Below are 25,920 nucleotides of genomic sequence, written 5' to 3'. Positions count from 1 at the left end.
GTTGTTTCCACACAGGACCAGGCACGAAGGAGCGATGCGCACATGAAACGCGGGATGACACGCAGGAACCTGTTGCGCGGCGCGGGCGTCTGTCTGGCGCTGCCGTTTCTCGAGAGCCTCGCGCCGCGCAGGGCGCGCGCGGGGGAGCCGGGCACGCCGAAGCGCTTCTTGCTCTGCACCTTCCCGAACGGGGCGCCCCACCACTGGTGGGAGACGGCGCCCGCGTTCGGCAAGACGCTGAAGGGCGCCGACTTCAAGCTGCCTAGGGTGCTCGAGCACTTCGCGCCGGTGAAGTCGAAGATGCTCATGATAAGCCGCCTCGGCAACTACACGTGGAGCAAGGAGCAGAACGCGTTCCTCGAGCCGTCCCACTCGCGCTGCACCGCCGCGCTGTCGACCTGCGTCGACGCCGATGAGCTGGGGAGGGCCGCGGGGCAGGATCTCGGCGAGTGGGTGGGCAACGGCGTCTCGGTCGACCAGCTCATCGTCCAGAAGGCAGGGCCGGAGCAGGCGACCCGCATCCCGTCGCTGCAGACGGGGCTCGGTGTGAAGCCCGGCTTCTTCGACGGGCGCAGCTACGCCTACAATCAGGCCGTCTCCTGGAAGAGCCCGCGCGAGCCGCTGAAGCGCTCGGTCAACCCGAAGGCGGTGTTCGACGCGCTCATCAACGCGGGCGCGGCGAGCGCGCCCCCGGTGCCGGGGCAGACCGACGAGCAGGCCAGGATCGAGGCGGAACGCCGCGCGGCGACCGAGAAGAGCGTCATCGACGCGGTGCTCGCGGACGCGAACTCGCTCATGGGCCGGGTCGGCTCCGACGATCGCAAGATCGTCCAGCAGTACCTCGACGCCCTGCGAGAGACCGAGAAGAACGTGACCCGCGTCCAGTCGACGATGACGCCGTCGAGCCTTGGCTGCAGCCCGATCGGCGTGCCCGGAGCCGTCCCCGAGCCGCCGGGACAGCAGGAGGGGCTCAACGAGAACGACAGCACGGAAGCGGGCGAGTACAAACACGACGATCACGCGAACGTCATGATCGACCTCATCGTCATGGCCATTCAATGCGACGTGACGCGCGTGATCACCCACATGCTCGACGACGCGCGCTCCGAGTTCGAGTACCGGTGCATCCCGGCCGACGTCCGCGCGAAGGTGGGCCTCGAGTACAGGGAAGGCAGCAGCCTTCATTATCACGCCTGCCAGCACGGCCCCGGCAACCTGGGCACCACGGACGAGGGCGGCCGGTATGCAATCGTCGAGGAGAGCAACCTCGATTTCGCCGCGATCAACTGCTGGCTCGGCCAGAAGACAGCGCAGCTCGCGCAGCGGCTCGACGCGATCCCCGAGGGCGACGGGACGGTGCTCGATCACTCCGTGATGGTCTACATGAGCGAGATGCGCACGCACGACCACGACGCGTACGATCTGCCCATCGTCCTCCTGGGCGGCGACGGCGTGTTCCTGAACGACGCGCACGTCGCCTACGGCGCCCTCGGCGACGATCGCCAGCTCCGCGATCTGTGGTTCACCATCATGAACCAGTACTACGGCCTCGGCGTCGCGTCGTTCGGCGAAGATCGCCGCGGCATACCGAACGCGCTGCTCGAGGAGATCCTGCGGTAGCTCGGCGGATCACGGTCTCGATGGATGGGCTCACACCGGAGGTCGAAACACGATGTTCGTAAGCCGCTCACGTCGGTTGGTGTCCGGGGGTCTCCATGTCGCGCTCGGGCTGCTCGTGACCTGCGCAGCAGAGCTCGGGTGCTCGAGCGAGCCGTCGCCTGCGTCTCTCCCGCCGGGGTCGACCCCGCCGGAGTCCCCCCCGCCGGGCGACGGGGGCGGTCCCCCGGGCGCGCCGCCCTGCGGGGAGACGAGCGATGGGCCGGCGCTGCCTCAGGCGTTCGCGCTGAACTGCGGCGGGTGCCATAGCGCCCACGGCAAGCCGAGCGGAGGGTTTCCCGATCTGTTCGCCTTCGACGGCACCCTGGAGCAGTTCACGGCGCAGGTGCGCACGGGGAAGGCGCGCATGCCGGCCTTCGGCGAGCAGCAGATCGCGACGGGCGACATCGAGGCGATCTACGCTTATTTCTCTGCGGGAGCGCCGCCCGCGCCGGCCTGCGACGGAGGAGAGGTCTCTCCCGGCGCGTGCTCGGGCGTGGACGGCGACATCTCCCCCCTGTTCCCCTCGGCCACCGAGGGCAGGCCGATCACCACGACGGCCGCGGACGGGACGATCACGCTCGAGGCGGCAGGGCGCGTGCGCGGCCGCCACGAGAAAGAGAGAGAGTTCAGCCCGTACCAGCCGCGCTATTTCGAGAACCGAAGCTACAAGTTCATCGTCGAGGACACGATCCCGGCGGGCGGCAGCACCGTCAAGTTCACCTGGCTCCCGGTCGCGAGCGCGTCGAACGACCAGACCATCAACTTTCGCTGCTGGTACTCGGGCGAAGGCAACGTGTTCGACTCGAACAACGGCATGGACCGCATCACGAACACCCACTGGGAGTTCGTCGTGGATCGCAACGCGAGGGAAGGCAGGGAGATCCGCGAGGGCGATCTGCTCGAGTTCGAGTTCGGGGTGTTCCTCGACGCAGGGACCGTGGAGGGGAGGACCAGCTATTACAGCGACACGTTCCGCTACCGGGTCGGCGGCGGCGAGCTGACGCCGTTCAACGAGCCGAACGAGGTTGCCCTGTCGGGCGGCGACGGGACGATACCGTACATCTACGAGGAGCCTCACCTCTATTACGAGCAGATGGCGCTCAACATCCAGGAGAGCTCCATCCAGCCCTTCCTCGAGGGGCGCCGCCTGTTCCATACGGACTTTGCCACCGGCGAGCACAGCGAGGGCGGCAACCCCGTCTTCGACGAGCACGCCGGCAAGGCGGGGCCGCTCTCGAACCAGGCAGCGTGCGTGGGCTGCCACATCAACAACGGTCGCGGCGCCCCGCCCGAGCCGGGCGAGGCGATGGAGACGGCCGTCGTGAAGCTGTTCGGCGCCGGAGCGAGAGCGGACGGCGGGCCCACGGCAGACCCGAGCTACGGCCGGCAGCTCCAGGACAAGGCGCAGGGCGGGAGCGCCGGCGAGGGCACGGCCACCGTGGACTACATGGAGGAGCCCGGGGAGTTCCCCGATGGCACACCGTATGTCCTGCGCAAACCTACGTTCCGCTTCAGCGGGCTCTCCGCGGGGCCGATCACGAGCTACTCGGTCCGTGTCGCCCGCCCGATCGTTGGCATGGGCCTCATCGAGGCGATCGCAGAGGAGGCGGTGCTCGAGCGCGCAGACGGGCTGGACTGCAACAAGGATGGGATCTCGGGCCGTCCTAACCTGATCCCGGATCCGGCCTCGGGGGCGCTGCGGATAGGGCGCTTCGGCTGGAAGGCGAGCAAGGTGAGCGTGCCCCACCAGGTCGCCGACGCGCTGGTGGCGGACATGGGCGTGACGACGAGCCTGTTCCCGGTCGAGGAGTGCGGTGAGGCGCAGTCGGGCTGCCAGGCCGGCACGCGCGGAGATCCGGAGCTCTCCGACGAGGATCTCGACAGGCTCTCGGCCTACATGCGCATGCTCGGCGTGCCGCCGCGCCGCGATACGGCGGACCCGGCCGTCCAGCGCGGCGAGGCGCTGTTCAGCCAGGCGGGGTGCGCGAGCTGCCATGTCCCCTCGATGAAGACGGGGAGCCGCCACCCGCTCGTCGAGCTGCGGGATCAGCTCATCCAGCCCTTCAGCGATCTGCTCCTGCACGACATGGGAGAAGAGCTCGCGGACACGTCGTCGAGCGAGCACCTCGCGGGGCCGCGCGAGTGGCGGACGCCGCCGCTGTGGGGCATCGGGCTGCTCGAGGCCGTGAACGGCCACACCCAGCTGCTGCACGACGGCCGCGCGCGGGACGTCGTCGAGGCGATCCTGTGGCACGGCGGCGAGGCGGACGCCGCGAAGCAGCGCTTCATGGCGCTCCCCGCGGGAGATCGCGACGCGGTTGTCGCCTTCCTGCGCTCGCTCTGAGCGCCCACCTCGCGGAGCTCGCTCCGAGCGCCCTCTCCCCGACCCCGTCTTCCCTCCGGCTTGCTCGGGAGCTCGACCCGCTGGGCGTCCCCGGCGCGGAATGGCGCGCGTCGCTCAGAACCCCGAGCGGCGCGCCATCCGCTTCGAGATCCAGCGCATGGGGCCAGGCGCCACGCGGGCGGCGAGGCTCGCGGTCTTCACGAACAGGCTCGTCTCCAGGACGTCGCGGTCCGCCTCGACGGCGCGCACGATCATCTCGGCGACCTCGTCCGGGCTCTGCTTCTTGTGGCCCGGCGGGCGGTAGCCGACGTTGTCGTCGGTCACCACGGCGTGCGCATGGAACGGGGTCTCGACAGGCCCTGGCCGCACGACGAGCACGCGCACGCCGCGCGACGAGAGCTCCGCGCGGAGCGACATCGCGAGCGCCTCCAGCGCGAACTTCGATGAGGCGTACGGGCCCATCCGCGGGGCGGCGACGAGCCCCGCGATGGAGGAGACCATGACGATGGTGCCCTTCGCGGCCGCGAGGGGCTCGATCGCGAGCTGCGCGAGGCGCACGGGGGCGACGACGTTCAGCCGGTAGATCGCCTCGAGCTCGGCGGGGTCGACCTCGATCGAAGGCGCGTAGTAGCCGCGCCCCGCGTTGTTCACCAGCACGTCCAGCCGGCCATACGCGCCGAGCGCCCGCTCGCAGAGCGCCTTGCGATCCTCCTCGACGGTCACGTCGCCGGCCACGGCGAGGGCGTCGCCCCCCGCCGCGCGCACCTCCGAGGCGACGCGCTCCAGCTCGTCTCGCCCGCGCGCGCTCAGCACCACGCGCGCGCCGCGCTTCGCCCAGGAGAAAGCGAGCGATCGACCAATTCCGCTGGATGCACCGGTGATGACGACGACGGGAGCCATGTCGGCGAGAGTACACGCTCCGCGGGTGAGCCGAGGGAAATACGCTGTTCGCGCCCAGCCGACGAGCGGCAGCCCGGGCGCGCCAGGCACCGAGAGATGGCCGCAGAGGCCGGGTCGGAATCTTGCCTGGCTGCGCGTTCGAGCTGCTTTCGACCGGCCGCGCGCCTACGATGCGGGTCTTGCTTCGCTGTGCGCAGCGGCGACGCGACACCGCTCGATTCACGCCGCTCGTCGATTCCTCGTCTCCCGGTGAACATGAAGAAGCTTGTCGGAACGCTGTTGATAAGCTCCCTCCTGGCGGCCGCCGCCTGCGGGGACGGCGGGCCGTCCGAGCCGCCCTCGGGCGCCGTCGGTGGCGGCAGCTCGGGAGACGGCGGGAGCGGCGGTTCCGGCAACGGCGGCGCGCCAGGGAGCGTCCGTTGCCCAGGCTCGGACATCGTGTGTCCCCGAGGCGCGCGGTGCCAGATCGGCGCCGAGGGAGAGCCGTCGGGCTGCACCGACGCGTGCGACGAGGCGCGCGCCTGCGGCGACACGGCGTGCTGCAGCCCCGGCGCCACGTGTTTGCACGGCGGCTGCGAGGCGGCGGACCTCGTGCTCGGGCTCCCGGAGCGAGGAGAGCCCGTCACGTTCGCGACGGTCCGCGTCGGCGAGGACGCGTGCGAGCTGCTGCACGGCTGCGTCGGCGCGAGCGGCCGGCGGGCGCTCATGCGGTTCCACGTCTCGCTCGAGAACGCCGGCGACGCGCCGCTCGACCTCGGCACGCCCTCCGAAAGCGACGTCTTCGAGCCGAATTTCTGCGAGGACAGCTACGTCGTCCCGCGCTTCTTCCGCGCGCGCCTCCAGCAGGGCGGCGCGGTGGTCGCCGAGGCCGAGCTCGACGCGCGCTGCGTCGCGATGCCAGGCGGCCAGTACGGCTGCGACGCCCAGGGCCTCGGCCCAGGAGAGCGCGTCGAGCAGCCCGGCACCGTGGCGTGCGACGCCCTCGACGTGACCGGCGTCCCGGCCGGGTCCTACGAGCTCGAGATCACCGTGAACCCGAACAGGACCGTCGCCGAGGCGCGCTTCGACAACAACACGATCGTCCTCCCGGTCGACTACACCGCCTGCGACGGCACGATCTGCGGCGGCGCGTGCTGTCCGAGCGGCCACGCGTGCAACGACGGCGTCTGCATCGTGCCCGACCTGCGCCCGGACGAGCAGCGCATCGTCGACACGATCCGGTTCTCGTACCAGACGTTCCCCAGAGACGCCTGCGAGCTCATGGAAAGGTGCATCGGAGGCCCCGGCCGGCGGCACCTCCTCGAGTTCGAAGGGCGCATCGAGAACGCAGGGCCCGGCCACCTCGACCCCGGCCCCGAGTTCAACAGCCCGCTCTTCGAGTACGCGCAGTGCCACCAGCACTTCCATTTCCTGGACTTCACCGATTACCGGCTCGTGGGCGCGGACGGCGAGGTCGTCTCCCAGGGGCACAAGCAGGCGTTTTGCCTTGTCGACATGGAGCCTCTCGATCCGGCGTCTCCCGCGCCGCGGGGCTACCCGACCTCGGGAGGCATGGGGTGCAACTTCCTGAGCGCGGGGTGGGCCGACACCTACGACGTCGGCACGCCGTGCCAGTGGGTCGACGTGACGGACGTGCCCGAGGGGGATTACACCCTCCGCGTCACCGTCAACCCGATCGGCGCGATCGCCGAGCAATCGATCGAGAACAACGTGGTCGAGGTGCCCGTCCACGTCCCGGCGTTCACGCCCTGCGTGCCCGAGCCGGAGATCTGCGGGGACCGGGTGGACCAGGACTGTGATGGGCTCCCCGACGACGGCTGCGAGGGCGAGGGGTGCGCCTCCCCGGTGCCGGAGGTGTGCGGCAACGCGGTCGACGAGAACTGCAACGGCGTCCCGGACGACGGCTGCACGCCGATCCCGGGCGCCGACCGCTGCGAGACGCCGGGAGAGCTGACGAGCTCGATGGATTACGCGGCGGAGATCACGGCAGAGAACACCTCCGATGTCCGGCTGCCGTGCGGCGGCGACGGCGGCGAGGTGTTCTTCCGGTTCACGCTCCCGTCCGACGAGGTCGTGTACCTCGGCACCCTGGCGTCGGACGTCGACACGGCGCTCGCGGTGCTCGAGGGCGACGGGTGCAGCGGCGCCCCCGTCGGCTGCGCGGCCCACAGCTGCGGCGACCTCGTGCCGGGCGCGCACTTCGCGGCGAGGCTCCGCGCCGGGACCTACACCGTGGTGGTCAAGGCCGCGCACCCGGAGGCGGTCGGCACGGTTCGCCTCAGGTTCCAGCGCGCGTCGTGCCTCGGCGAGAGGGCCGAGGTCATCACGGGCCGCGGGCTCGTCAGCGGCGACACCACCGGGGCGCCGATCCCGCCGAGATCCGTGTGCGGCGCGAGCAGCCCTGAGCAGGCGTTCTATGTCCCCGTTTGCCCGGAGATGTCCACCGTCGTGTCCTCGTGTGGGCTGACCGACTTCCCGATGACGATCAAGACCACGGACGACGCGTGCAATCCGATCGACGTCGAGTGCTTCGGCCCGCTCAGCGCGTGCGCGGGCGAGGTGGAGGGCGTGAACTCCCGGATATACGGGGCACGACCGGGAGGGAGCCTCGGCGCCATCACCGTGAAGGGACGTACTCCAGTGGATTTCGGGCCGTACCAGCTCTTCGTCACGCAATTCCAGTGAGAGAGCGCCGCCTGGCGTGGACCGCGCGGCGCCGCGCCTCTCCCCACGAGCGAAGTTTGCGCTCGACCTCGGGCGATCTGCGCTAAAACCGCGCCCATGCGAGCCCACCATCGGTCCGAACGGACGCGCCTCCTGGCGCTCTCGTCCCTTTCCAGCGCGCTCGTCGCCGCGCTCGGCCTGACGTTGCCCGCCTACGCCGCGCCCCCGGCCGCAGCGCCGACGCAGCCTGCTGCGGCTCGACCTGCGGCGCAGCCCGCGACGACGGCGCAGCCCGCGACGACGGCGCAGCCTGCTGCTGCGGCGCAGCCTGCTGCTGCGGCGACCAGCGTGGGCGTCGCGATCCCGATCGAGAAGTACACGCTCGAGAACGGGCTCGAGGTGATCCTGCACGAGGATCACCGCACGCCCGTCGTCGCGGTCAACGTCTGGTATCACGTCGGGTCCAAGGACGAGCCTCGGGGGAAGAACGGCTTCGCGCACCTGTTCGAGCACGTCATGTTCCAGGGCTCGAAGCACGTGGGCGAGGACATGTTCTTCAAGTACCTGGAGCGGGCCGGCGCGAGCGACCGCAACGGGACGACGAACACCGACCGCACGAACTACTTCGAGACCGTCCCTGCCAACGAGCTCGCGCTGGTGCTCTGGCTGGAGAGCGACCGGATGGGGTGGCTGCTCAACCACGCGAACGAAGAGACGTTCACGAGCCAGCGCAACGTCGTGAAGAACGAGCGCCGCCAGAACTACGAGAACGCGCCCCACGGCCTCGTGCCGCAGTTCCTCCGCGCAGCCAGCTTCCCGGAGAATCACCCCTACCGCCTGCTGACCATCGGTACGCCCGAGGACCTCGACGCCGCGCAGATGGACGATGTGAGGGCCTTCTTCCGGACGTTCTACGTGCCCAACAACGCGACCCTCGTCGTGGCGGGCGACATCGAGCGGAGCAGGGCGAAGGAGCTCATCCAGAAGTACTTCGGCCCCATCACGAAGGGCGCCCCGCCGCCCGTCGCGACGAAGCCCGATCCGGGCGACCTCGCGACCGAGAAGCGCCTCGAGATCGAGGCGGACGTGGAGCTGCCCCGCGTGACGATCAGCTGGGTGACGCCGCCGAGCTTCGCGCCCGGCGACGCCGAGCTCGACCTCGTCGCCAACGTGCTCACCTCGGGCAAGACGAGCCGGCTCTACAAGAAGCTCGTGTACGATCTCCAGATCGCGCAGGACGTCTTCGCGGTCCAGCAATCGAGCCAGCTCGCCAGCACCTTCCAGATCACCGCTACCCTGAAGAAGGGCAAGTCCCCCGAACAGGCGCTGAAGCTCATCGATGCGGAGCTCGATCGGCTGCGCAAGGCGCCGCCGACGCGGGACGAGCACGACCGGGCCCAGGCCAAGCTGCTCTCGGATCTGGTCTTCAGCATGGAGGAGGTGACGGCCCGCGCGAACGCCATCAACAACTACAACCAGCTCACCGGGGATCCAGGGTACTTCCCGAAAGACGTGGCCAGGTACGAGAGGGCCACGGCCGCCGACCTGCAGAAGGTGACGGCGGATTTCCTGCCCCAAGGCAAGCGAGTGATCGCCCTCGTCACGCCGAAGCCAGGCGCTCCGAAGGCCGGGCGCCTCGTGAAGCAGACCGAGACGGCGGCGCCCGCGGCCGTGGCGAGCGCGAAGCCCGCGGCCACGGCGGCAGGCGCGAAGCCCGCCGCCGCGGCGCCCGCAACGGCAGCAGACGCGAAGCCCGCCGCCGCGGCGCCCGCGGCGGTACCGGCAGCGCCGGCAGCCGACGAACCGGCGACCGCGCCGGCCATCATGAAGCCCGCTGGCACGAAGCCCGCGGTCGACAGGCCTGCGGCCGGCCCGGCCGCGCCGAAGGGGGGTTGAGCCATGCGCATGAAACGAACCGTCTCCGCCTCGCTCGCAGCCATGGCGCTCGCCGCCTGCGCTCCGGTCACGTCAACGCCTCCCCCCGCGCCTCCCAGCGCGCAGCCCCCCGCCGCGGCGCCGCCCGCCGCCGCGGCGGTGGATGACTTCCGCAAATCGCCGCCTGCCCCGGGGCCGGAGGTGGTCTTCCAGCCGCCGCGGATCGAGGAGGCGAAGCTCGCGAACGGGATCCGCGTCCTCGTCGTCGAGCGGCACGAGCTGCCGATCGTGGCCGTGAACGTGACCACTGTCCGCGGCGCCGACCAGGCCGAGCCGGCCGTGGGCGCGTTCGCCGGCGCGATGCTCATGCAGGGCACAAGGACCCGCAGCGCGCTTTCGCTCAGCGACGCGCTCGGCAAGCTCGGCGCGAGCGCCTCGTCTGTCGTCCACTTCGACTACGGCGGCGTGGAGGGCCAGAGCGTGACGCCGAGGTTCGGCGAGATGCTCACGCTGCTCGGCGACGCGTACATGAACCCGGCCTTCGCGCCGGCAGAGATCGAGCGCGAGCGGTCGCGCCGCATCACCCAGCTCGCCGAGATGAACGATCGCCCCGCGTCGCTCCTCACCATCGCCCAGGGCCAGGTCCTCTACCCTAAGGGCCACCCGTACAGCGCGCCGCTCATCGGCACCGAGGCGGCGCTGAAGAAGATCACGGCGGGCGCCCTGGCGAAGTTCCACGCCGCGCAGTTCCGGCCGGAGCTGACGACCGTCGCCATCGCCGGGGACATCACCAAGGCCGACGCGGTGAAGGAGGTCGAGCGGGTCTTCGGGGCCTGGAAGGGCGCCGCCTCCGCGCCGCCCGTCGCGAAGGCGGAGGTCCCCGCCGATCCGCCGGCGGTCGCGGCGGGCACGCCGCGCATCGTGGTCGTCGACCGGCCAGGGCTCACGCAGTCGACCGTGACGGTGACGATGCCGGGCGTGCCGCGCGCGACGAAGGACTACGACGCGCTGCTCGTGATGAACACCCTCCTCGGCGGGCAGTTCTCGAGCCGGCTCAACCTGAACCTGCGCGAGAAGCACGCCTACACCTACGGCGCGCGCTCCAGCTTCGAGATGCGCCACGGAGCGGGCCCGTTCTCCGCGGGCGGCGCCATCGTGCGCGAGAACACGGGCCCCGCCGTGCGGGAGATCTTCGCGGAGATCGACCGGATGCGGAGGGAGCCCGTCACCAACGAGGAGCTCGCTGACGCCAAGGCGAACCTCATCCGCCAGCTGCCGGCGCGCTTCGAGACGGCGGACGCGACCGCATCGACGATGGCGGGCCTCGCGATCTACGATCTGCCGCTCGACGAGTACGCGACGCGACCGGCGAGGCTCCAGCGGATCACGCCCGCGGACGTGCAGCGGGTCGCGCAGACGTACCTCGTGCCCGAGCAGCTCCGGGTCATCCTGGTGGGCGACGCCAGCGCCATCGGAGAGCAGCTCTCGGCGTTGCAGCTCGGTGAGGTCATCGTGCAGAAGGCGAAAGGCGTGACGCTCGATCCGCCGGCGGCCAGCAAGCCGGTGGCGGCCACGGCGCCCCTGGCCGCAAAGCCGGCGGCGCCCGTTCAGCCCGCGGCGCCCGGAGCGACGCCCGCCGCAGCGAAGAAGCCGTGAGGTACGCCGCGCCGCTCGCCTGCGTGTGCGCGCTGGCGTGGAGCGCGCCCGCCGCCGCGCAGGCGGGGCCGGCGGCCCCGGACTGGGCGTTCGGTGCGCCGGGCGGCGAGGCGGCCCTCGCCGCGGCGTGCACCGCCTCGCTCGCGACGTACCTGCTCCCGCAGCGCCGCTCGGGATGGGGCGCCGCCTCCAGCGAGGAGCGCAACGACGCGATCGGCCTCGCCAGCGACATCACCGGCGCCGCGGTGGGCACGCTGCTCCTCCTCGGCAGCGGGTACGCCCTCGAGGGCAGCTACCTCGGGGGCGCCGGCGTCCCCCGCCCCTTCTCGCGGGCGCTCAGGACGTCGCTCATCGAGGTCGAGGCGGCGGCGCTGTCGACCGGCCTCTCGAACGTGATCAAGCGCCTGTCGGGCCGGTGCCGGCCGCGCTCGTGGCGGACCGATCGGTGCGGCGAGACCGACCTCGATTTCGACGCCTTCCCCTCGGGTCACACGACCCCGGTCGCGGCCATCGCGGGCGCGCGCCTGAACCTCGCGCTGCGCACGACCGGCGACGCCGCGCCGCGCCTCGGCGCGCTCGCCCTCGCCGAGGCGGCCACGGTGGTGACGATGGCGCTGCGGATCGGCGCCGGCGCGCACTCGTGGCAGGACGTCGGCGCCGGCATGATCGTGGGCCACGTGACGGGCTTCGCGATCGCGGCCATCCATCCCATCGAGCCGAGCGAGGCGCGGTACGCGGCCGGCGCGCTGCCCGATCCGCCCTCGGAGCCCGCCGCGGTCACCTGGTCGTGGACGTTCTGAGCGTGCCGGCGAGGGGCCGCCGGGGCTCGGCGGCCGTGCGCGCGCATCCTCACCCTTCCCTGGCCGATCGGCCAGGAGCGGTGGCAGGGCGCGCGTGTGCTTCTCGAAGAGGGGCGGGGCGCGATCCATGCTCGCGCATGCCCATCTTCGAGAAGCGCACGCGCATCGCCGCGCCCCCCGAGCGGGTCTTCGCCTTCCATGAGGAGCCGGACGCGCTCGAGCGCCTCACGCCCCCCTGGGAGCGCATGCGCGTCGTGGAGAAGACCGGCGGCATCCTCGTCGGCGCGCGCGTGGTCGTGGAGACGCGCGTCGGCCCCGTCCCGCTGCGCTGGGTCGCGGAGCACACGCAGTACGAGCGGGGCCGGATGTTCCAGGACACGCAGCGCAGCGGGCCGTTCAAGCGCTGGGTCCACACCCACCGCACGGACCCCGACGGCTCGGGCGGCTGCTACCTCACCGATCACGTGGAGTACGAGCTCCCTCTCGGCGCGCTCGGTCGGCTCGGCGGCGGTCGCTTCGTTCGGCGCAAGCTGGAGCGGATGTTCGACTACCGCCACGAGGTGACGCGACGAGCCTGCGAAGCCCCGCCGCGGTAGCCCGCTGGGCCGAGCGCGTGGCGTGCGTGCAGACGCGCCTCGGGACCGTGCTCCAGCTCAAGCCGGTCGTGCTCCACCTCGGCCATGCCGAGGGTCAGGCGTTGCTCGACGAGCGCCACCCTGAGCTCGCGCTCTTCGCGGCCTGGGCCATGCAGCACCGCCATGGCCCTGGAGCGCGCGCCCTCGTCGAGCGGGCGTTCGAGTTGACCGAGCGGCTACCGCGCGCGTTGCGACGGGCCCAGCAGCGTGCGATCCTCTCGGTGCTCAGCGAGCGGATGCTGGAGCTCCTTAGGGAGGCCTCGATGAACCCCGACAAGATCCCGGAGACACCCGCTGCCCGGAAGCTCCGCCTCTTCCTCGAAGCGCAGGGGCGGAAGAAGGGCCGGGCCGAGGGCGAGGCCAAGGGCCGGGCCGAAGGCGAGGCCAAGGGCCGGGCCGAGGGCGAGGCCAAGGGCCGGGCCGAGGGCGAGGCCCGAGGCCGTCAAGACGCGCTGCTCACGCTGCTGCGGGCGCGCGGGCTCCCTCCCTCGCAGGACGACGAGGCGCGCATCCGGGCCTGCGCCGACGCAGCGAAGCTCGATCGGTGGATCGCGAAGGCGGCCACGGCCACGACGGTGCGGGAGGCCCTCGGGACGAGGACACCGCGCGCGAGGGCCCGCCCCCGCACGCCGGGCCGCTCCCGGCCGGCCTCCCCGTCGCGCCCCTAGCCGGCCTCGCCGCGCCGGCGCCCCCCGCACAGCCGAGCTGACGCGCTCAGGTCGTCCCCGGGGCGCGCGGCGCGGAGCTCGCCTCCCCTCGCCCGAACGCCGTGGCCGCCGCGCCGCCGCGCGACGCGCGATAGCGCGCCAGCTCCCCGAACTGCGCGAGGCGCGCGCGCACGATGTTCCTGCTGATGCCGAGCAGCCTCGCCGTCTGGAGCTGGTTGCGATCGCAATAGCGGTACGCCGTCCGGATGATCGTCTCCTCGATCTGCTCGTGCAGGTTCGGCAGGTTCTGCTCGAACAGCGCCAGCAGCGCGCCCTCCAGCGCCGTCGCCTGCGGCGTCGGCCTGACCTGCGACACGACGTCCGTCGCGCCCTGCTCCGGCGGAGGAACGCTCGCCCCCGCCTTCGGCTGGAGCGCCGTGAGGCGCAGATCCCCCGGGGTGACCTCCTGCCCTTTGCAGACAAGGAGGGCGTGGTGCATCGCGTTCTCGAGCTCCCGGATGTTCCCGGGCCACGGGTGCCCGAGGAGCCGCGCCGTCGCCTCCGCCGTGAGCACCGCCGGCCCCGAGCCGAGCCGGTGCGCATAGAGCTCGAGGAAGTAGCGCGCCAGCGGGAGGATGTCGCCCGGCCGCTCGCGCAGCGGCGGGAGCGCCAGCGTCGCCACGTTGAGCCGGTAGAAGAGATCCTCGCGGAACTTCCGCGCGATCACGGCCTCCTCCAGGTTCACGTTGGTCGCCGCGATGAGCCGCACGTCGATCGGGATCGGCTGGCGCGAGCCGAGCCGCACCACCTCGCGCTCCTGCAGCACGCGCAGCAGCTTCACCTGGAGCGGCAGCGACAGATCCCCGATCTCGTCGAGGAACAGCGTGCCGCCGTCCGCGGCCTCGAACCAGCCGGCCTTCGAGGTCGTCGCCCCTGTAAAGGCGCCCTTCTCGTGGCCGAACAGCTCGCTCTCGACAAGCGACTCCGACCAGGCGCCGCAATTGACCGCCACGAAGGGCCGCCCCCGCCGGTGGCTGAGCGCGTGGATGTGACGGGCTACAATCTCTTTGCCCGTGCCGGTCTCCCCCGTCACGAGCAACGTCGCGTCGCTCGGCGAGAGCTGCCGGATCCGGTCGAGGATCGCCTGCGATCGCGGATCCTCGAACACAAGCGCCTTGGCGCGCACAGAAAGGGCCAGCGAGCTCGTATTGGGAAGCGTGAGCAAGGGCATTGTCATCGGGCTTTACTCACCATGATAACGGATGGTTCGTCCATTATAACGGATGACCCTGGCGTGCGCCAGCGATCTTTCTCTGGCGCGGCCCCACCGGTTGCCCCGGATGGCTTCGGGCCTTCCGTCACGCTGCGCCTCGATCGGTCACGTCACGCCTCGAGGAGGTAGCCGCGCACCTCGTCGACGAGGGCCTTGATGTCGTGATCGGTGCGGGACCGCGGGCGCGGCGCCCCGACGGGGACGATGTGCTTGATCCTCCCGGGCCGCGGCTCGAGCACGACGACGCGGTCGCCGAGGAACACGGCCTCTTCGACGTCGTGCGTGACAAGGATCATGGTGATCCGCTCCTCCTGCCAGATGCGCTGGAGCTCCTGCTGCAGCTTCGCGCGGGTCAGCGCGTCGAGCGCGCCGAACGGCTCGTCCAGCAGCAGGATGCCCGGCCGGTTGACCAGCCCGCGCGCGATCGCCGCCCGCTGGGCCATCCCGCCGGAGAGCTGGTGCGGGTAGGCCCGCTTGAACCCCGACAGCCCCACGAGCTCGAGGTGCTCGTCCACCGCGCGGGCCTTCTCGGCCTGCGTCCACGTCGAGCTCTCGAGCCCGAGCGCGACGTTCTGCTCGATGGTCAGCCAGGGGAAGAGCCGGTGCTCCTGGAAGACGATGCCCCGATCGAGGCTCGTCCCCTCGACGCGCGCGCCGCCGACGAGGATGTCGCCCTCGTAGTCGCCGTCCAGCCCGACCAGGAGCCGGAGGAGCGTCGACTTGCCGCAACCGCTCGTGCCCACGACGCTGATGAACTCGCCGGGGTGGATGGTCAGGCCGATCCCCCGGAGGACCTCCAGGGACTCGTCCTTGACCACGTACTTCTTGCTGACATCGCGAATGTTGATGACTCCAGGCGAGCTCATGACTTCCTCCTCGAAGCAGACGAAAGCGGACGAAGCAGACGGAAGCAGACGGAAGCAGACGTTGACGACGTTCACACGCCGCGGACGCGCCATCGCAGCAGGCGGTCTTCCGCGGCCTTGGCCAGCGCGTTCAGGCCGAAGCCCACGAGGCCGGACACGATCAGCCCGACCAGCACGACATCCATCGCGAAGCGCTCGCGCCCGTCCACCATCAGGCTGCCGATGCCGGGGGCGGGCTCGAGCAGGTACTCGGCCCCGAGCGTGCCGAGCCACGCGTAGATGAGCCCCTGGTGCACGCCCGCGAAGAGCGAAGGCGCGGCGGACGGCAGGATGGCCTTGCGGAGCACCTTCCACCGCGAGAAGCGGAGCACCCGCGCCACCTCGATGTGCTCGACACCGACGCTCCGCACGCCTTCATAGGTGTTCACGACGACCGGGTAGAAGGCGGAGAGCGCGATGAAGGCGACCTTGGCCTGCTCGCCCACCCCGAGCCACACCGACATGAGCGGGATCCACGCGAACAGCGCGACCTGCTTCGCGGCGTGGAAGCTCGGCGACAGCAGCCTGTCGGCGGTGCGAGAGACGGCGAGCAGGCCGCCGACGGCGCCGCCTGCCAGGACACCGAGCGAGAGCCCAAGGAGATCCCGGACGAGGCTGGCGCGCAGGTGGCCCCAGAGCTCGCCGCTCTCGTGCAGCGCTGTCGCGGCCTTCCAGACCGCGAGCGGCGGGACCAGGATGCGGGTGTTGGTGAGCTCGTAACGGCAGACCACGAGCCACGCGACGAACAGCAGGACGGGCAGGACCAGGCCGCGCCGCAGCCGCGGCTGGATCAGAGCATGGGTGATGGCGCTCATCGTTCGATTCCAGGTGAGGAGTTACAGCGCGGCGCGCCGCCAGCGGAGGAGGCGGGCTTCGATCGCCTCGAGCCCCTTGTCGAGCAGGAGCCCGACGATCCCCACGACGAGGATCGCCGCGAGCACCACGTCGAGCTGGAACAGCTGCCGTCCCCAGACGATCAGGAACCCGACGCCCTCGGAGGAGGCCAGGAGCTCGACCGTGACGAGCGACAGCCACGCTTGCGTAAGGCCGTACCGAATGCCGACGGCGATGGACGGCACGGCGGAGGGGAGCACGACCTTCCGGAGCAGCTGAGCATGGCTGAACCGGAAGACCCGGGCCACCTCGATGTACGATCTCGGCACGTTCTTGATGCCCTGGAACGTATTGAGCGCCACCGGGATGAGGCTCGCCTGCGCGATGAGGATCAGCTTGAGCGGCTCGCCGATGCCCGCCACCATCATCACCAGCGGCAGCCACGCGAGCACGGGGACCTGCGCGAGCGCCTTGAAGAGCGGGTGGACGTGCTCCTCGATCCGTCGCGAGAGCCCCATGGCGATGCCGAGCGCGAGGCCCGCCGCGCCGCCCGCGGCGAAGCCGCCGAGCACGCGCCCGAGGCTGATGGCGATGTTCGTGTGCAGATCGCCCGAGCTCGCGAGCTCGGTGAGCGTCTGCACGACGAGCCCCGGGGCCGGCAGGATCTGCGCCGGGATCAGCTCCCGCTGCGAGGCGTAGCTCCACGCGAGGAGGAGCGCCGCCGGGAAGACGAGCCCCACGGCGACGTTGCCCACCCGCCGCGACAGGAGCCTGGAGGCGCCGCCCGCGGGCAGCGCCACGGCGGGCGCCGCGAGCTTGTAGGCGGCCTGGGTCTGGCTTTCTTGAATTCCCTGCTGCGTCATCTTTGTTGCCTTTCTCTCGTAGCCTTCCGCCCTGCCCTGCGCTGGGCCCCTTCGCCGCGCGCTGCTCTCATTGCCTCCCGGGGTGTTTGATCTTCCCGTTGGCGTCGAACTCGGGCCAGTAGCCCTCGAGGTTCAGCTCCTTCAGCGCCGCGTTCAGGAACCGCAGATCGATCCAGGAGTCGACGTCGAAGGTGCTCCTGATCAGGCCGAACCGCTTCGCGTCGGCGACGGCCGCCTTGTAGCGGGAGATCAGGTATTCATCGAACAGGGGGCTCGCGCGCACCTTGAGCGAGTCGCCCGTCTGGTCCGCCTTGAAGTTCGAGTACGGCACCCCGGACTTGGACCAGAGCTGGTAGATCGGCGCCGGGTTGGCCTCGCTCTGCGCGATCCAGTGGGCGGCCTGCACGACGACCTTGACGACGCGCTTCGTGATGTCGGGGTACTTGCTCGCGAAATCCTCGGTGACGATCAGGTGGGCGTGCCGCAGGTAGGCCGGCGAGTCGTTCTTCGTCGAGTAGACGATCTTGGCGACCCCTTGGTCCTGGAGCGTGAGGAGGTCATATCCGCCGAACGCCGCGTCGATGTCCCTCGTGGCGAGCGCCGCCTTGGCGGTCGCCCCATCCATGTTGAGGATCCGGAGATCCCGCTCCGACAGCCCGCTCCCCGCGAGGATCTTCGCGACAGCCAGCTGGAGGTTCGTCCCCTTGAAGAGGGCGACCTTCTTCCCCTTGAGATCCGCGAGCGACGAGATCGACGAGTCCGCCGGGACGGCCAGGTAGGTGTGCTGCCTCGTCGACACCCCCGCGAGGAGCTTCGTCTTGAGCCCTCCTGCCCGACCGATGCTCGACGGCAGGTCTCCCTGAAGCGCGAAATCGAGGAGGCGGTTCGCGTACGCCTCGTTCACCGCGGGCCCGGCGCCCTTGAAGAAGGACCACTCGATCTTGATATTGTCCTTCTTGAACTCCTCCTCCAGGAGCCCGCGCGCATGCACCACGCTGAGGCTGCTACCGCCCACAAAGGGTCGATTGCCGATCCCCACCCCCGCGAACGCGATGCGAATCACGCTAGGCGCCTCCGCCCGCGCCACATGCGCAGAAAACGTCAGGAGCGCCGCGACCAGTATCTGCACCAAAATCAACACTCGTCTCATGAACCTCTTCTCCCAATTCGCTGCATAAGTCGTCCCACCGCCGCCCGAGCGATGCTCACCCGCACAGGAGACGGGCCCAGATCGGCGTTTTCGGCGCGCAGGCGTACTCCAGTACGCCGAGCACCGAAAACGTCGAGATGGGCCCGTATCCGCAGCGGGTGAGCATCGCTCAGAAGCCGCCTTGGAGTTGGGCTAGGACCTCGTGCTTGGCCCCCTCCGTGCTCGTGCGGTCGTCTCGGCGGTTGATGTTGAGCTGGAACTTCGTCGTCTCCGCGAAGAAGACGTTGAAGCCGAGCGTGTAGACGTCGACCCGGTTCTCTTTCACCTCGGTGCTGGGGTCGAAGAGATCGACGCGGATGAACGGCTGGTAGGTCTTCGGCCACCAGTCGTCGTAGCGGCCCTGGTTGCGGTAGCCCCTCAGGAACTGCTCGCCCCAGTTGTAGAAGAAGGTCGCCACGTGCGACAGGCTGGTTTGCCTCGTCTTCCGAGGGTCCTCCGCCGTCGTCCCGAGCGTCACGTCGTCCTGGCCGTAGATGAACTCGTAGGTGACGCCGATCGGATAGTGGTTGTAGTAGATATCGCCGCCGAAGCGGCGCTTGGCGCCCTTCCCGGACAGCGTCTTCTTCTCGTCCTTGAGGAACGTGTTCTGCCAGCCGATGTACGCGCTCCCGCCGAGCGTGATCTGGCGGAGGAGGGAGTTGTAGTCGGACGGCACGGTGAACGCGAGGCGGCCGATGATGTCCTTCTCGCTGTTGTCGTCGGGCGTGTTCGGCCCGCTCCCGTTGACGATGCCAATCGCGTAGGCGAGGATGGGCGCCCGGTAGTTGTAGCCGTAGTCGACCTGCGGCAGGATGTCGCCGCGGACGATGAGCCCGAGGTCGCGCCGGTTCAGCCCGAGCTTCGTCGTGAACTGCGCGTTGGTGATCACCGGCTTCAGCTCCTCGCTCGCGGGGACCTCCAGCCCGAAGGGCAGGAGCTGCTGACCCAGGGTGACCTGCAGGACCCAGTCCTCGGGGGCGAGGGTCGGGAGCACGGAGTACGCCAGCTGGGCGTCCAGCAGGTTGAGGAAGCTGTTGTTGCTCGCCTGCTGGGGCGAGGCGCCGAAGCGCACCGAGTAGGTCAGGTTGCGGCCTTCCTCGTAGTCCTTGTAGAGGATGCCATTGAACGTGAGGTTCGCGGCGCCCGTGTCGAACGTCACCTTGCGATCGTTCGAGGTCGCCGTGTTCACCGGCTGCTCCGTCCAGCCGATGCGCGCCTGGACGACGCCGCCGACGAGGAGGGATCGGGTCGAGAGGGCAGTGTGGAGATCGCGCTCTCGCTGCCACTGGAACTTGAAGTTCTCGAGGTCGGTGACCAGCCCTTGCAGATCGTCGCGCGTGACGGCGTTGGGATCGGGCTCGACGAAGGTCTCCGCGGCGGCGTCGCCGGCGGGCGGGGCGCCGGGTGCGACCGGGGCGGCGGCAGCAGCGCCCGGCGCGGCGGGGGCCGCGCCAGCGGGCGCCACAGCCGCGCCAGCAGGCGCAGCAGCCGCGCCAGCGGGCGTCGGGGCCGCGCCGGCAGGCGCAGGGGCCGCAGGGGCCGCGCCAGCAGGCGCAGGGGCCGCGGGGGCCGCACCGGGAGGCGTACGGGCCGCGCCAGCAGGCGCAGGGGCCGCACCGGCAGGCGCAGGCGTGGGGCGCTCACCCTGCGGTCTGGCGGGCGGGTTCTGCGCGCTCGCCTGCGTCACGCAAAGGACGAGGGTCGTCGCGAGGGTCGTTGAAATAACTGTTCTTGAGCGGTCGAGCAAACGCATGAATGGATCCAGAAAGGTTCGTTGATTCACAGCTACCGCCGGGCGGGGCCGCTTCCGTCGCCCCGCCCGGCGTTCGTCGATCAGGCCGCCTTGCTCTTCCGCAGCTTCTGTTCGACCGCGGTCCCGGCGAAGAAGCCGGGGTTCTTGCCGGCAAAGAAGTTGTACGGATGGGTGAACACGAGATCGCGGAAGTTCGCCTCCGTGAGCGCCCCGCGCTCCACGAGGCTCCAGGTGTCCGCGAGGACCTCGGTCAGATCGGGCACGTCCCAGTGGCCGCTGTCCGACGCCCAGAAGGCGTTGAGCTGCACGCCGAGCGGGTTGACCTTCGTGTTGAACGCGTACGCGATCGTCGGGTCGTCCGCCTCCGAGCCGAAGTAGAAGTTCGGCACGTACCGGTCGCGGATGTCCTCGATCCGCTCGATGCCCGCAACCGCGAAGTCGTCGAGCGCCGCCGGGTCCTGAGGCTGCCTGCGCGAGTTGTTCGACACGCCGAGCGCCCCGCCGAGGACGGCGTGGATGTCGCCGAGCCGCGCCTCGACCTCTTTTCCGCCGTACTGCTGGTACAGCGCGTAGAGCAGCTTCGCGTCGATGAGATCGGGGTTGTAGTTCTGGACCGCCGTGCCGTTGCGCTTCTCCCAGTGCCCCACCAGATCGGCGAACAGCGTCGCGCCCCAGGCCGCCCCTCCCTCGAGGAAGCCGACGCGGAGATCGGGGAACCGGCGGGTCACGCCGCTGAAGAAGAGCGACTTCGCGAGCGCCTCGGAGGCGGAGGCGAAGTGGCCGATGTGGTTGTACATGTAGCTCGAGACCGAGCTGCGGCTCGTCCACCCCATCCCGGCGGAGTGGGTGGTCAGCACCGTCCTGAGGTCGACCGCCTTGGCCCAGAACGGGTCGTAGTTGTATTCGCTATCGACGCCGAACGTATCGAGCCAGTTCGCGTGCCGCGCGACGTCCGGGTGGTGCCGCGACGGGTACTTCTCGGCCACCGCGCGGATCGGCCGCCGCAGGTTGCCCGGGATGAGCGCGACCTTGAGGCCGAGCTCGCGCACGGCGAACTCGAGCTCTTCCACGCCCTCTTGCGGCGTGTGCAGCGGGATGGCGGCGACCGGCGTGAGTCGGTCGGCGTACGGCCGGTACACGTCGGCGTGATACGCGTTGACCGCGCGGATGAGCACCCGGCGCAGATCCTCCTTGCCGACGTGGGTGGCGAACGTGGAGACGTTCGGGAACAGGACCGCGTAATCCGTCCCCGACTCGCCGAGGCGCTCGTGCAGCAGGCTGGGTAGCGACACCGTGGCGAGATCGAGGGTGTTCTTCGTCGGCAGCGCCCACCACGGCGGGCGGACGGAGCGCTGCGCCGCGCGCTGCTCGGGCGTGAGCTCGTACCACTCGTTGCTCAGGTAGCCGAAGCCCCGGTTGATCGCGTCGCGGAACTCGTCGACGGACTTCGCGCCGCCGTACTTCGCGATGTAGTCCTCGAGGATCGGTGCGAACTCGATCGTGTGCAGATCTGTGTCGATGACCGGGTAATCGAGCTTGTCGCGCACGAGCCGCGAGCGTGAGGTCTTCTTGCCGTCTTTCAGCGAGAGGTGAGATGATGAGATGCTCATGACGATGTCTCCATGGTGCGATCGCGCGGTCGCGCGGCGGCCATCGGCGCCGGGCAGCCGCGCCCTGGGCGCACGAGGCAGCGCGCCGACGAGGCGCCCGCTCCTGTGCTGAGAACGTGAGAGGCCTTCGAGCTAGAGCGCCGCGAGCGCGGCGCTCGTACAGCGCGTGGCGGTCCACCGCGCAACGTCGGCGCCGAGCCGGCGGGGCGCGCGCCGGGGAAGAGCTGCAGAGCGCGCCTGCGCGCAGAGCGCAAGGGTCGCCGCGACGCGGCGCCGCACGACGGCCGGCGCGCCCAGGAGGGCGTTCGTCACGGTCGTGCTCGCGAGGATGGATGAGATCGCGCCGAGCGCGATCACGGGATCTTTCATGGTTGTCTTCAGGTCAACTATCGCCCTGACGCATTGCACTGCGCGGACCAAGCCTTTGCCATGGCCAGCAGGGCAGGCCGGGCGGAAGCACCGCAGATGCGCTCGGCTTCGTGACCGCGTCCGCTCTCTCCAGCGCGACATCCCGGGGGAGAAGTCGGAAGGGACTCGAAGGCCCCGACACCTCCCGGAGGCGAAGGAAACTCAGCCGCGGCGACACACGTCGCGCACTCTGTCAGGAAAGCCAATCGGCGATCGTTGCGCCGCTGCGGCTTACGTTGTGCATGGGGCGTACCAGGCTTATGTCCGCTCCAAAAGACACGGATCCGTTATATCGGACGACCCCGTGCTGCTGGAGCAGCAGGCGCGTGCTGCGACGGTGCTGCTACAGCAGCAGCCGTCGAGCAGGGTGCGTCACGGCTGGGGCCGCGGCGCTGGTGCCAGGCTCATCCCGGTCGCGAACGAGATGGCGCTCTGCAGATCGCGGCGGGTCACGATGCCGGCGAGGTCGATGTCGAGGCTGACGATGGCCTGGGACACCTCTGGCCGGATGCCCGTCAGGACGACCTGCGCCCCGAGCAGCCGGACCGCCCGCGCCACCTGCAGGAGGGCGCTCGCAGAGGCCGTGTCGATGTTCGGCACGCCGGTGACGTCGATGATCGCCACCCGCGCCTGCCGCTCGACCACCTTGCTCAGCAGGTTCTCCATCATCTGCTGCGCCCGCGCCGCGTCCAGCACGCCCACCAGCGGCAACACGAGGACCCCTTGGCTGATGGGCACGATGGGCGTCGACAGCTCCAGGAGCGTCTTCGCCTGCAGCCGGAGCGTATCCTCGAGCCGCTTCCGGTCGGTGATCACCTCCGTGAACAGCATGATCCCGCCGATCTCACCGGCCGACTTGTACCATGGGAAGATCTTCCAGCGCACCCAGTCGACGCTCCCGTCGGCCCGCGGGAAGGCCTCCTCATCATTCGATTCTATGGCTCCTGCGAGGCAGCGCCGGTGGATCGCCCTCCAGTGCTCGGGGATCTCGGGGAAGAGGTCGTAATGGCACCGGCCGATGATGTCCGCCTCCTTCATGCCGAAATCTTCCCGCCAGCGATGGCTGACCATGAGGTAGCGCATGTCGTTATCGAACATGGCCACCGCGGCCGGGCTGTAGGTGACAAAGACGCGCGCGTTCTCCTCGCTCTGGCGCAGCGCCGCCTGGAGGCGATCCCGTGCCTCCTCGGCTTGCTCCAACTCCCGGATGCGCTGCCTCAGCTGCTGGTTCTCCGCAACGACAGCCGTGTAGTCCGCTTCACAGTTCATCCGTTCCCCTCGGTTCCGTCCGGGTCTATATATCAAAGAAGCGCGGAGCGTGGCGCTCGACCGGCACAGCGCGCGCGCCCCTGAGGAGCGGAGGAGCGGGACAAGGTTGCAGGCGTCGAGGCCGACGGCTCGGGTTCGCGCGGGAGGATCAGCAGGCGCCCGCAGCGGCGCGCCCTGCGCCGGCGTTCGGCGCGCTTCGTGTGCGGCCTTGAGACCGGCGCCGTTCAGCTTCAGCGTCTTCAGCACCGCCTCGGAGACGCGGCGCGCCTTCTGGGGGTCGGGATCAGTCGGCAGGTCGCCGAGCACGGCCGGCACGATCTGCCAGGACACGCCGCACCTACGGCGTGATCTCGTGGACCTAGGCGGTCGCCTTGCGCTCCTCTCCCATCGAGTCGAAGAGGACGGCGAACCCGCCCCAGATCATGCGCTTGGGGTCGAACGGCATGTCCTCCGTCATCTGCATGCGCGGGTCGTCCTTCGCCTTCACGCTCGCCTCGTCGCGCACCTCCTTCGATGGCCACACGATCCAGGAGAACACGATGGTCTCGCCTGCCTCGGCCTTCACCGCGCCCTTGAAGTCGGTGATCTTGCCGTCGGGGACGTCGTCGCCCCAACACTCGACGACGCGCGTCGCACCATACTCCTGGAAGACCTGCGCGGCCTTCGCGCAGAGCTCGCGATAAACTTCCTTTTTGCCCGTAGGCACCGGAGTGACAAATCCGTCGATGTAGCTCATAGCGCGATTATGAGGACCTGCCGCTCACGACGTCAAGCGCGGCTCCTCCACAAATGGCAAGCTCTGCCATCGGCGCGAATCCCGTCGGCCCCTGGGCAGGCTCAGCAAATCGCGGCAAACAGGCCCCGGCGCAGGCAATGACTCGGAGAGAGAGAAATCGAGATGCGGACTGTACGGCTGTCGTGCTGCACAGGTACCGGTCGCGTCCCAACTGGCAACGTCACGCTGCCCGTCGAGCTCGCCGGGGCAGCATCGAGGCGGGTCGCGCTCGTCGTCGGCGGCTCACGCCCCATGCCTTCAGCGTGACGTCATGGCCAGCCGCGCAGGACGTCGAGCGCTCGGGCTTCCTGTCGCGCCTCGCGCAGGAGGGCCGCGGCGACGCCGCCGGGGTGCGTGCGCTCCGGCGCGGCGCCGAACGCGGCGAGGACCTCCGCGAGCGAGCGGGACGCGTCGTCTTCAGGAGGCGGCCCGCCGAGGCGCGCTGCCCCGAAGAAGAAGCTGGCCGCGTAGAAGGCGAGGGCGATGGCGCGCCCGAGGCGCGCCCGCGCGCGCTCGTCGTCGTTCGCGGGCCTCCCGAGGTACGCCTCGAGCAGCGCCTCGCGCTGCTCGGGCCGCGGATACGCAAAGACACCGAGCTGCCCGAGATCGACGAACGGATCTCCCGCGCCTGCGGTGGTCCAGTCGACGAAGTACACGCGGTCGGCCGTCACGAGCACGTTGTTCGGGTTGAGGTCGCGATGGCACGCGGCCGAGTGCGCGTGCGGCGCGCTCACCCGCTCGAGCTCGGCGACGGCGCGCGCGAGCTCGTCTGGCAGGCCCACGCCTGCGAGCGCCGCGCACTGGGCGTCGAGGAAGCGCAGGAAGTCCATGCGCGACGGGCCGCGTGGAAACGGCGGACCGTCGTGGAGCCGCCGCAGCGCCGTCGCGACCCGCTCGAGCTGCGTCGGATCGCTCGTCGGGCGGAGCGGCGTCCCCGCGATGCGGTCCATGATCGTCACGCCCGTCCGCGCGTCCGCGTGGCGAAGGCGCGGCGCGACGCCGCGCTCGGACGCGATGCGCATGCACGCGATCTCGCGGGCGGCGCGCTCCGGATCGCTCGGATCGACCGCGAAGCGCTTCGCGACGTACGGCGCGCCGTCGACGACGAACGCGATCAGCGCCGCGCCGGAGAACCCGCCGGAGAGCGAGATCACGTCCTCTACCGGGCGCCCGGGGAACCCAGCCTCGAGCGCGGCGGTGAGGTCCGGGTGCATCTCCGGGGCGCTCATGCCAGCCCCCGCGTCGCGGCGAGCCGCTTTGCGTAGAGGCGGCTCCGCGCGGCGAGATCGGCAGGACGTGCCCAGTCCCACCCGATCGCCTGCCAGTCCGGATCGTCGGGATCGAGCCCGAGCGACGCGATGAACGCGCGATCGGCGATGAAGAAATGGAGGTTGTACGCGAGGAGATAGCCGCGCGACGCCTCCGGCAGCGCCTCGACGTGGGCGCGCGCCTCATCGTAGGTCGCGAACCAGTGGTGCAGCACGCCGCCATCCCGCCCGTAGAGCAGCGTCCCGAGCTCGGGCGCGCCGGGCTCTCCCGCGAGGGCGAGGCGCGCGCGCTCCCAGCTCGAGAAGCCGCACTCGCGCGCGACCACCGCGAGGCAGTGCTTCCGGCGGATGCCGGAAGCGGCCGCGGCGAGCGCGGCCTCGTCGGCGCGGGAGAGCTCGGGCAGCGCGCGCAGGCGCAAGAGCGCCTCGGCGTCGTTCGACGCGAGCTGCTTGTGCAGCAGCTCGGCGCGGATCTTCAGCTCGCGAACGGGATCCATCATGGACGTCTCCTCTCGAATCGGCCGCTACCCGCTCCCTCGGCCCGAGGATGTCGACGTGGTCATGACGGTGCGAGGTGAATCGCGATCGTCGCG

General features: G+C 70.4%; 21 protein-coding genes. 8 read left to right on the top strand and 13 right to left on the bottom strand.

The genetic code is table 11. From position 1 onward, the window contains the following. The first annotated feature begins 42 nt into the window (after positions 1–42). A complete protein-coding gene (locus WME90_RS07415) occupies positions 43–1,620 on the top strand; it encodes a DUF1552 domain-containing protein (RefSeq protein WP_437280374.1) in 1,578 nt (525 codons plus the stop codon). 79 nt (positions 1,621–1,699) lie between these two features. Then, a complete protein-coding gene (locus tag WME90_RS07410; RefSeq protein ID WP_437280373.1) occupies positions 1,700–4,003 on the top strand; it encodes a di-heme oxidoredictase family protein in 2,304 nt (767 codons plus the stop codon). Positions 4,004–4,117: 114 nt separating this feature from the next. Here WME90_RS07410 and WME90_RS07405 read toward each other — a convergent pair whose 3' ends face one another. Then, positions 4,118–4,903: an SDR family NAD(P)-dependent oxidoreductase gene (locus WME90_RS07405; protein WP_437280372.1), complete on the bottom strand. Its 786-nt coding sequence runs from the start codon at positions 4,901–4,903 to the stop codon at positions 4,118–4,120. 255 nt (positions 4,904–5,158) lie between these two features. Here WME90_RS07405 and WME90_RS07400 point away from each other — a divergent pair, with 255 nt between their 5' ends. From WME90_RS07400 to WME90_RS07375, 6 genes are all read left to right on the top strand, one after another. After that, the gene (locus WME90_RS07400; protein WP_437280371.1) at positions 5,159–7,588 is read left to right on the top strand and encodes a lysyl oxidase family protein; all 2,430 of its coding nucleotides are present in this window, start codon (positions 5,159–5,161) and stop codon (positions 7,586–7,588) included. A gap of 96 nt (positions 7,589–7,684) precedes the next feature. After that, complete coding sequence (locus tag WME90_RS07395; RefSeq protein WP_437280370.1) at positions 7,685–9,463, top strand: M16 family metallopeptidase; 1,779 nt, start codon at positions 7,685–7,687, stop codon at positions 9,461–9,463. Positions 9,464–9,472: 9 nt separating this feature from the next. Next, a complete protein-coding gene (locus tag WME90_RS07390) occupies positions 9,473–11,098 on the top strand; it encodes a M16 family metallopeptidase (RefSeq protein WP_437280369.1) in 1,626 nt (541 codons plus the stop codon). Then, the gene (locus tag WME90_RS07385) at positions 11,095–11,898 is read left to right on the top strand and encodes a phosphatase PAP2 family protein (protein WP_437280368.1); all 804 of its coding nucleotides are present in this window, start codon (positions 11,095–11,097) and stop codon (positions 11,896–11,898) included. Before WME90_RS07390 ends, WME90_RS07385 begins: the two co-directional genes overlap by 4 nt. A 137-nt stretch (positions 11,899–12,035) precedes the next feature. Continuing rightward, entirely contained in the window at positions 12,036–12,494 is a 459-nt protein-coding gene (locus tag WME90_RS07380; RefSeq protein ID WP_437280367.1) for an SRPBCC family protein, read from the top strand. Positions 12,495–12,520: 26 nt separating this feature from the next. Beyond that, the gene (locus WME90_RS07375) at positions 12,521–13,201 is read left to right on the top strand and encodes a hypothetical protein (protein WP_437280366.1); all 681 of its coding nucleotides are present in this window, start codon (positions 12,521–12,523) and stop codon (positions 13,199–13,201) included. A 46-nt stretch (positions 13,202–13,247) separates the two neighbouring features. Here WME90_RS07375 and WME90_RS07370 read toward each other — a convergent pair whose 3' ends face one another. From WME90_RS07370 to WME90_RS07315, 12 genes are all read right to left on the bottom strand, one after another. Next, entirely contained in the window at positions 13,248–14,411 is a 1,164-nt protein-coding gene (locus WME90_RS07370) for a sigma-54 interaction domain-containing protein (protein ID WP_437283573.1), read from the bottom strand. A 152-nt stretch (positions 14,412–14,563) separates the two neighbouring features. Next, positions 14,564–15,319, bottom strand: a complete 756-nt coding sequence (locus WME90_RS07365; protein WP_437280365.1) for an ABC transporter ATP-binding protein — start codon at positions 15,317–15,319, stop codon at positions 14,564–14,566. A gap of 71 nt (positions 15,320–15,390) precedes the next feature. Continuing rightward, on the bottom strand, positions 15,391–16,173 hold the full coding sequence (locus WME90_RS07360; protein WP_437280364.1) for an ABC transporter permease: 783 nt from the start codon (positions 16,171–16,173) through the stop codon (positions 15,391–15,393). 21 nt (positions 16,174–16,194) lie between these two features. Then, positions 16,195–17,055, bottom strand: a complete 861-nt coding sequence (locus WME90_RS07355) for an ABC transporter permease (protein WP_437280363.1) — start codon at positions 17,053–17,055, stop codon at positions 16,195–16,197. A 67-nt stretch (positions 17,056–17,122) separates the two neighbouring features. Continuing rightward, complete coding sequence (locus WME90_RS07350) at positions 17,123–18,205, bottom strand: ABC transporter substrate-binding protein (protein ID WP_437280362.1); 1,083 nt, start codon at positions 18,203–18,205, stop codon at positions 17,123–17,125. A gap of 169 nt (positions 18,206–18,374) precedes the next feature. After that, positions 18,375–19,709 carry a hypothetical protein gene (locus WME90_RS07345; RefSeq protein WP_437280361.1) on the bottom strand — a complete coding sequence of 445 codons (1,335 nt, stop codon included), beginning with the start codon at positions 19,707–19,709 and terminating at the stop codon, positions 18,375–18,377. A 368-nt stretch (positions 19,710–20,077) separates the two neighbouring features. Further along, entirely contained in the window at positions 20,078–21,607 is a 1,530-nt protein-coding gene (locus WME90_RS07340) for an amidohydrolase family protein (protein ID WP_437280360.1), read from the bottom strand. Between the two features lie 132 nt (positions 21,608–21,739). Continuing rightward, positions 21,740–21,976, bottom strand: a complete 237-nt coding sequence (locus tag WME90_RS07335; RefSeq protein WP_437280359.1) for a hypothetical protein — start codon at positions 21,974–21,976, stop codon at positions 21,740–21,742. Positions 21,977–22,387: 411 nt separating this feature from the next. Next, a complete protein-coding gene (locus tag WME90_RS07330; RefSeq protein WP_437280358.1) occupies positions 22,388–23,614 on the bottom strand; it encodes an STAS domain-containing protein in 1,227 nt (408 codons plus the stop codon). Positions 23,615–23,642: 28 nt separating this feature from the next. Then, complete coding sequence (locus WME90_RS07325) at positions 23,643–24,020, bottom strand: DUF1428 domain-containing protein (RefSeq protein WP_437280357.1); 378 nt, start codon at positions 24,018–24,020, stop codon at positions 23,643–23,645. 308 nt (positions 24,021–24,328) lie between these two features. Beyond that, the gene (locus tag WME90_RS07320; RefSeq protein WP_437280356.1) at positions 24,329–25,288 is read right to left on the bottom strand and encodes a phosphotransferase; all 960 of its coding nucleotides are present in this window, start codon (positions 25,286–25,288) and stop codon (positions 24,329–24,331) included. Beyond that, positions 25,285–25,827 (bottom strand): hypothetical protein, encoded by a 543-nt coding sequence (locus tag WME90_RS07315; protein ID WP_437280355.1) that lies wholly within the window; start codon positions 25,825–25,827, stop codon positions 25,285–25,287. The genes WME90_RS07320 and WME90_RS07315 overlap by 4 nt, the downstream gene beginning before the upstream one ends. Positions 25,828–25,920: the final 93 nt, after the last annotated feature.

Origin of the sequence: Sorangium sp. So ce375 (genome assembly GCF_051473855.1) — a bacterium.
GTDB lineage: Bacteria > Myxococcota_A > Polyangia > Polyangiales > Polyangiaceae > Sorangium.
This window is presented reverse-complemented; position numbering and strand designations above follow the sequence as displayed.

Coding starts and splice junctions, on each gene's coding strand:
- WME90_RS07405 (WP_437280372.1), bottom strand. CDS start 4,903: ATGGCTCCCGTCGTCGTCATCACCGGTGCATCCAGCGGAATTGGTCGA.
- WME90_RS07315 (WP_437280355.1), bottom strand. CDS start 25,827: ATGATGGATCCCGTTCGCGAGCTGAAGATCCGCGCCGAGCTGCTGCAC.
- WME90_RS07380 (WP_437280367.1), top strand. CDS start 12,036: ATGCCCATCTTCGAGAAGCGCACGCGCATCGCCGCGCCCCCCGAGCGG.
- WME90_RS07320 (WP_437280356.1), bottom strand. CDS start 25,288: ATGAGCGCCCCGGAGATGCACCCGGACCTCACCGCCGCGCTCGAGGCT.
- WME90_RS07365 (WP_437280365.1), bottom strand. CDS start 15,319: ATGAGCTCGCCTGGAGTCATCAACATTCGCGATGTCAGCAAGAAGTAC.
- WME90_RS07370 (WP_437283573.1), bottom strand. CDS start 14,411: ATGCCCTTGCTCACGCTTCCCAATACGAGCTCGCTGGCCCTTTCTGTG.
- WME90_RS07355 (WP_437280363.1), bottom strand. CDS start 17,055: ATGACGCAGCAGGGAATTCAAGAAAGCCAGACCCAGGCCGCCTACAAG.
- WME90_RS07335 (WP_437280359.1), bottom strand. CDS start 21,976: ATGAAAGATCCCGTGATCGCGCTCGGCGCGATCTCATCCATCCTCGCG.
- WME90_RS07415 (WP_437280374.1), top strand. CDS start 43: ATGAAACGCGGGATGACACGCAGGAACCTGTTGCGCGGCGCGGGCGTC.
- WME90_RS07390 (WP_437280369.1), top strand. CDS start 9,473: ATGAAACGAACCGTCTCCGCCTCGCTCGCAGCCATGGCGCTCGCCGCC.
- WME90_RS07350 (WP_437280362.1), bottom strand. CDS start 18,205: ATGAGACGAGTGTTGATTTTGGTGCAGATACTGGTCGCGGCGCTCCTG.
- WME90_RS07340 (WP_437280360.1), bottom strand. CDS start 21,607: ATGAGCATCTCATCATCTCACCTCTCGCTGAAAGACGGCAAGAAGACC.
- WME90_RS07360 (WP_437280364.1), bottom strand. CDS start 16,173: ATGAGCGCCATCACCCATGCTCTGATCCAGCCGCGGCTGCGGCGCGGC.
- WME90_RS07325 (WP_437280357.1), bottom strand. CDS start 24,020: ATGAGCTACATCGACGGATTTGTCACTCCGGTGCCTACGGGCAAAAAG.
- WME90_RS07395 (WP_437280370.1), top strand. CDS start 7,685: ATGCGAGCCCACCATCGGTCCGAACGGACGCGCCTCCTGGCGCTCTCG.
- WME90_RS07400 (WP_437280371.1), top strand. CDS start 5,159: ATGAAGAAGCTTGTCGGAACGCTGTTGATAAGCTCCCTCCTGGCGGCC.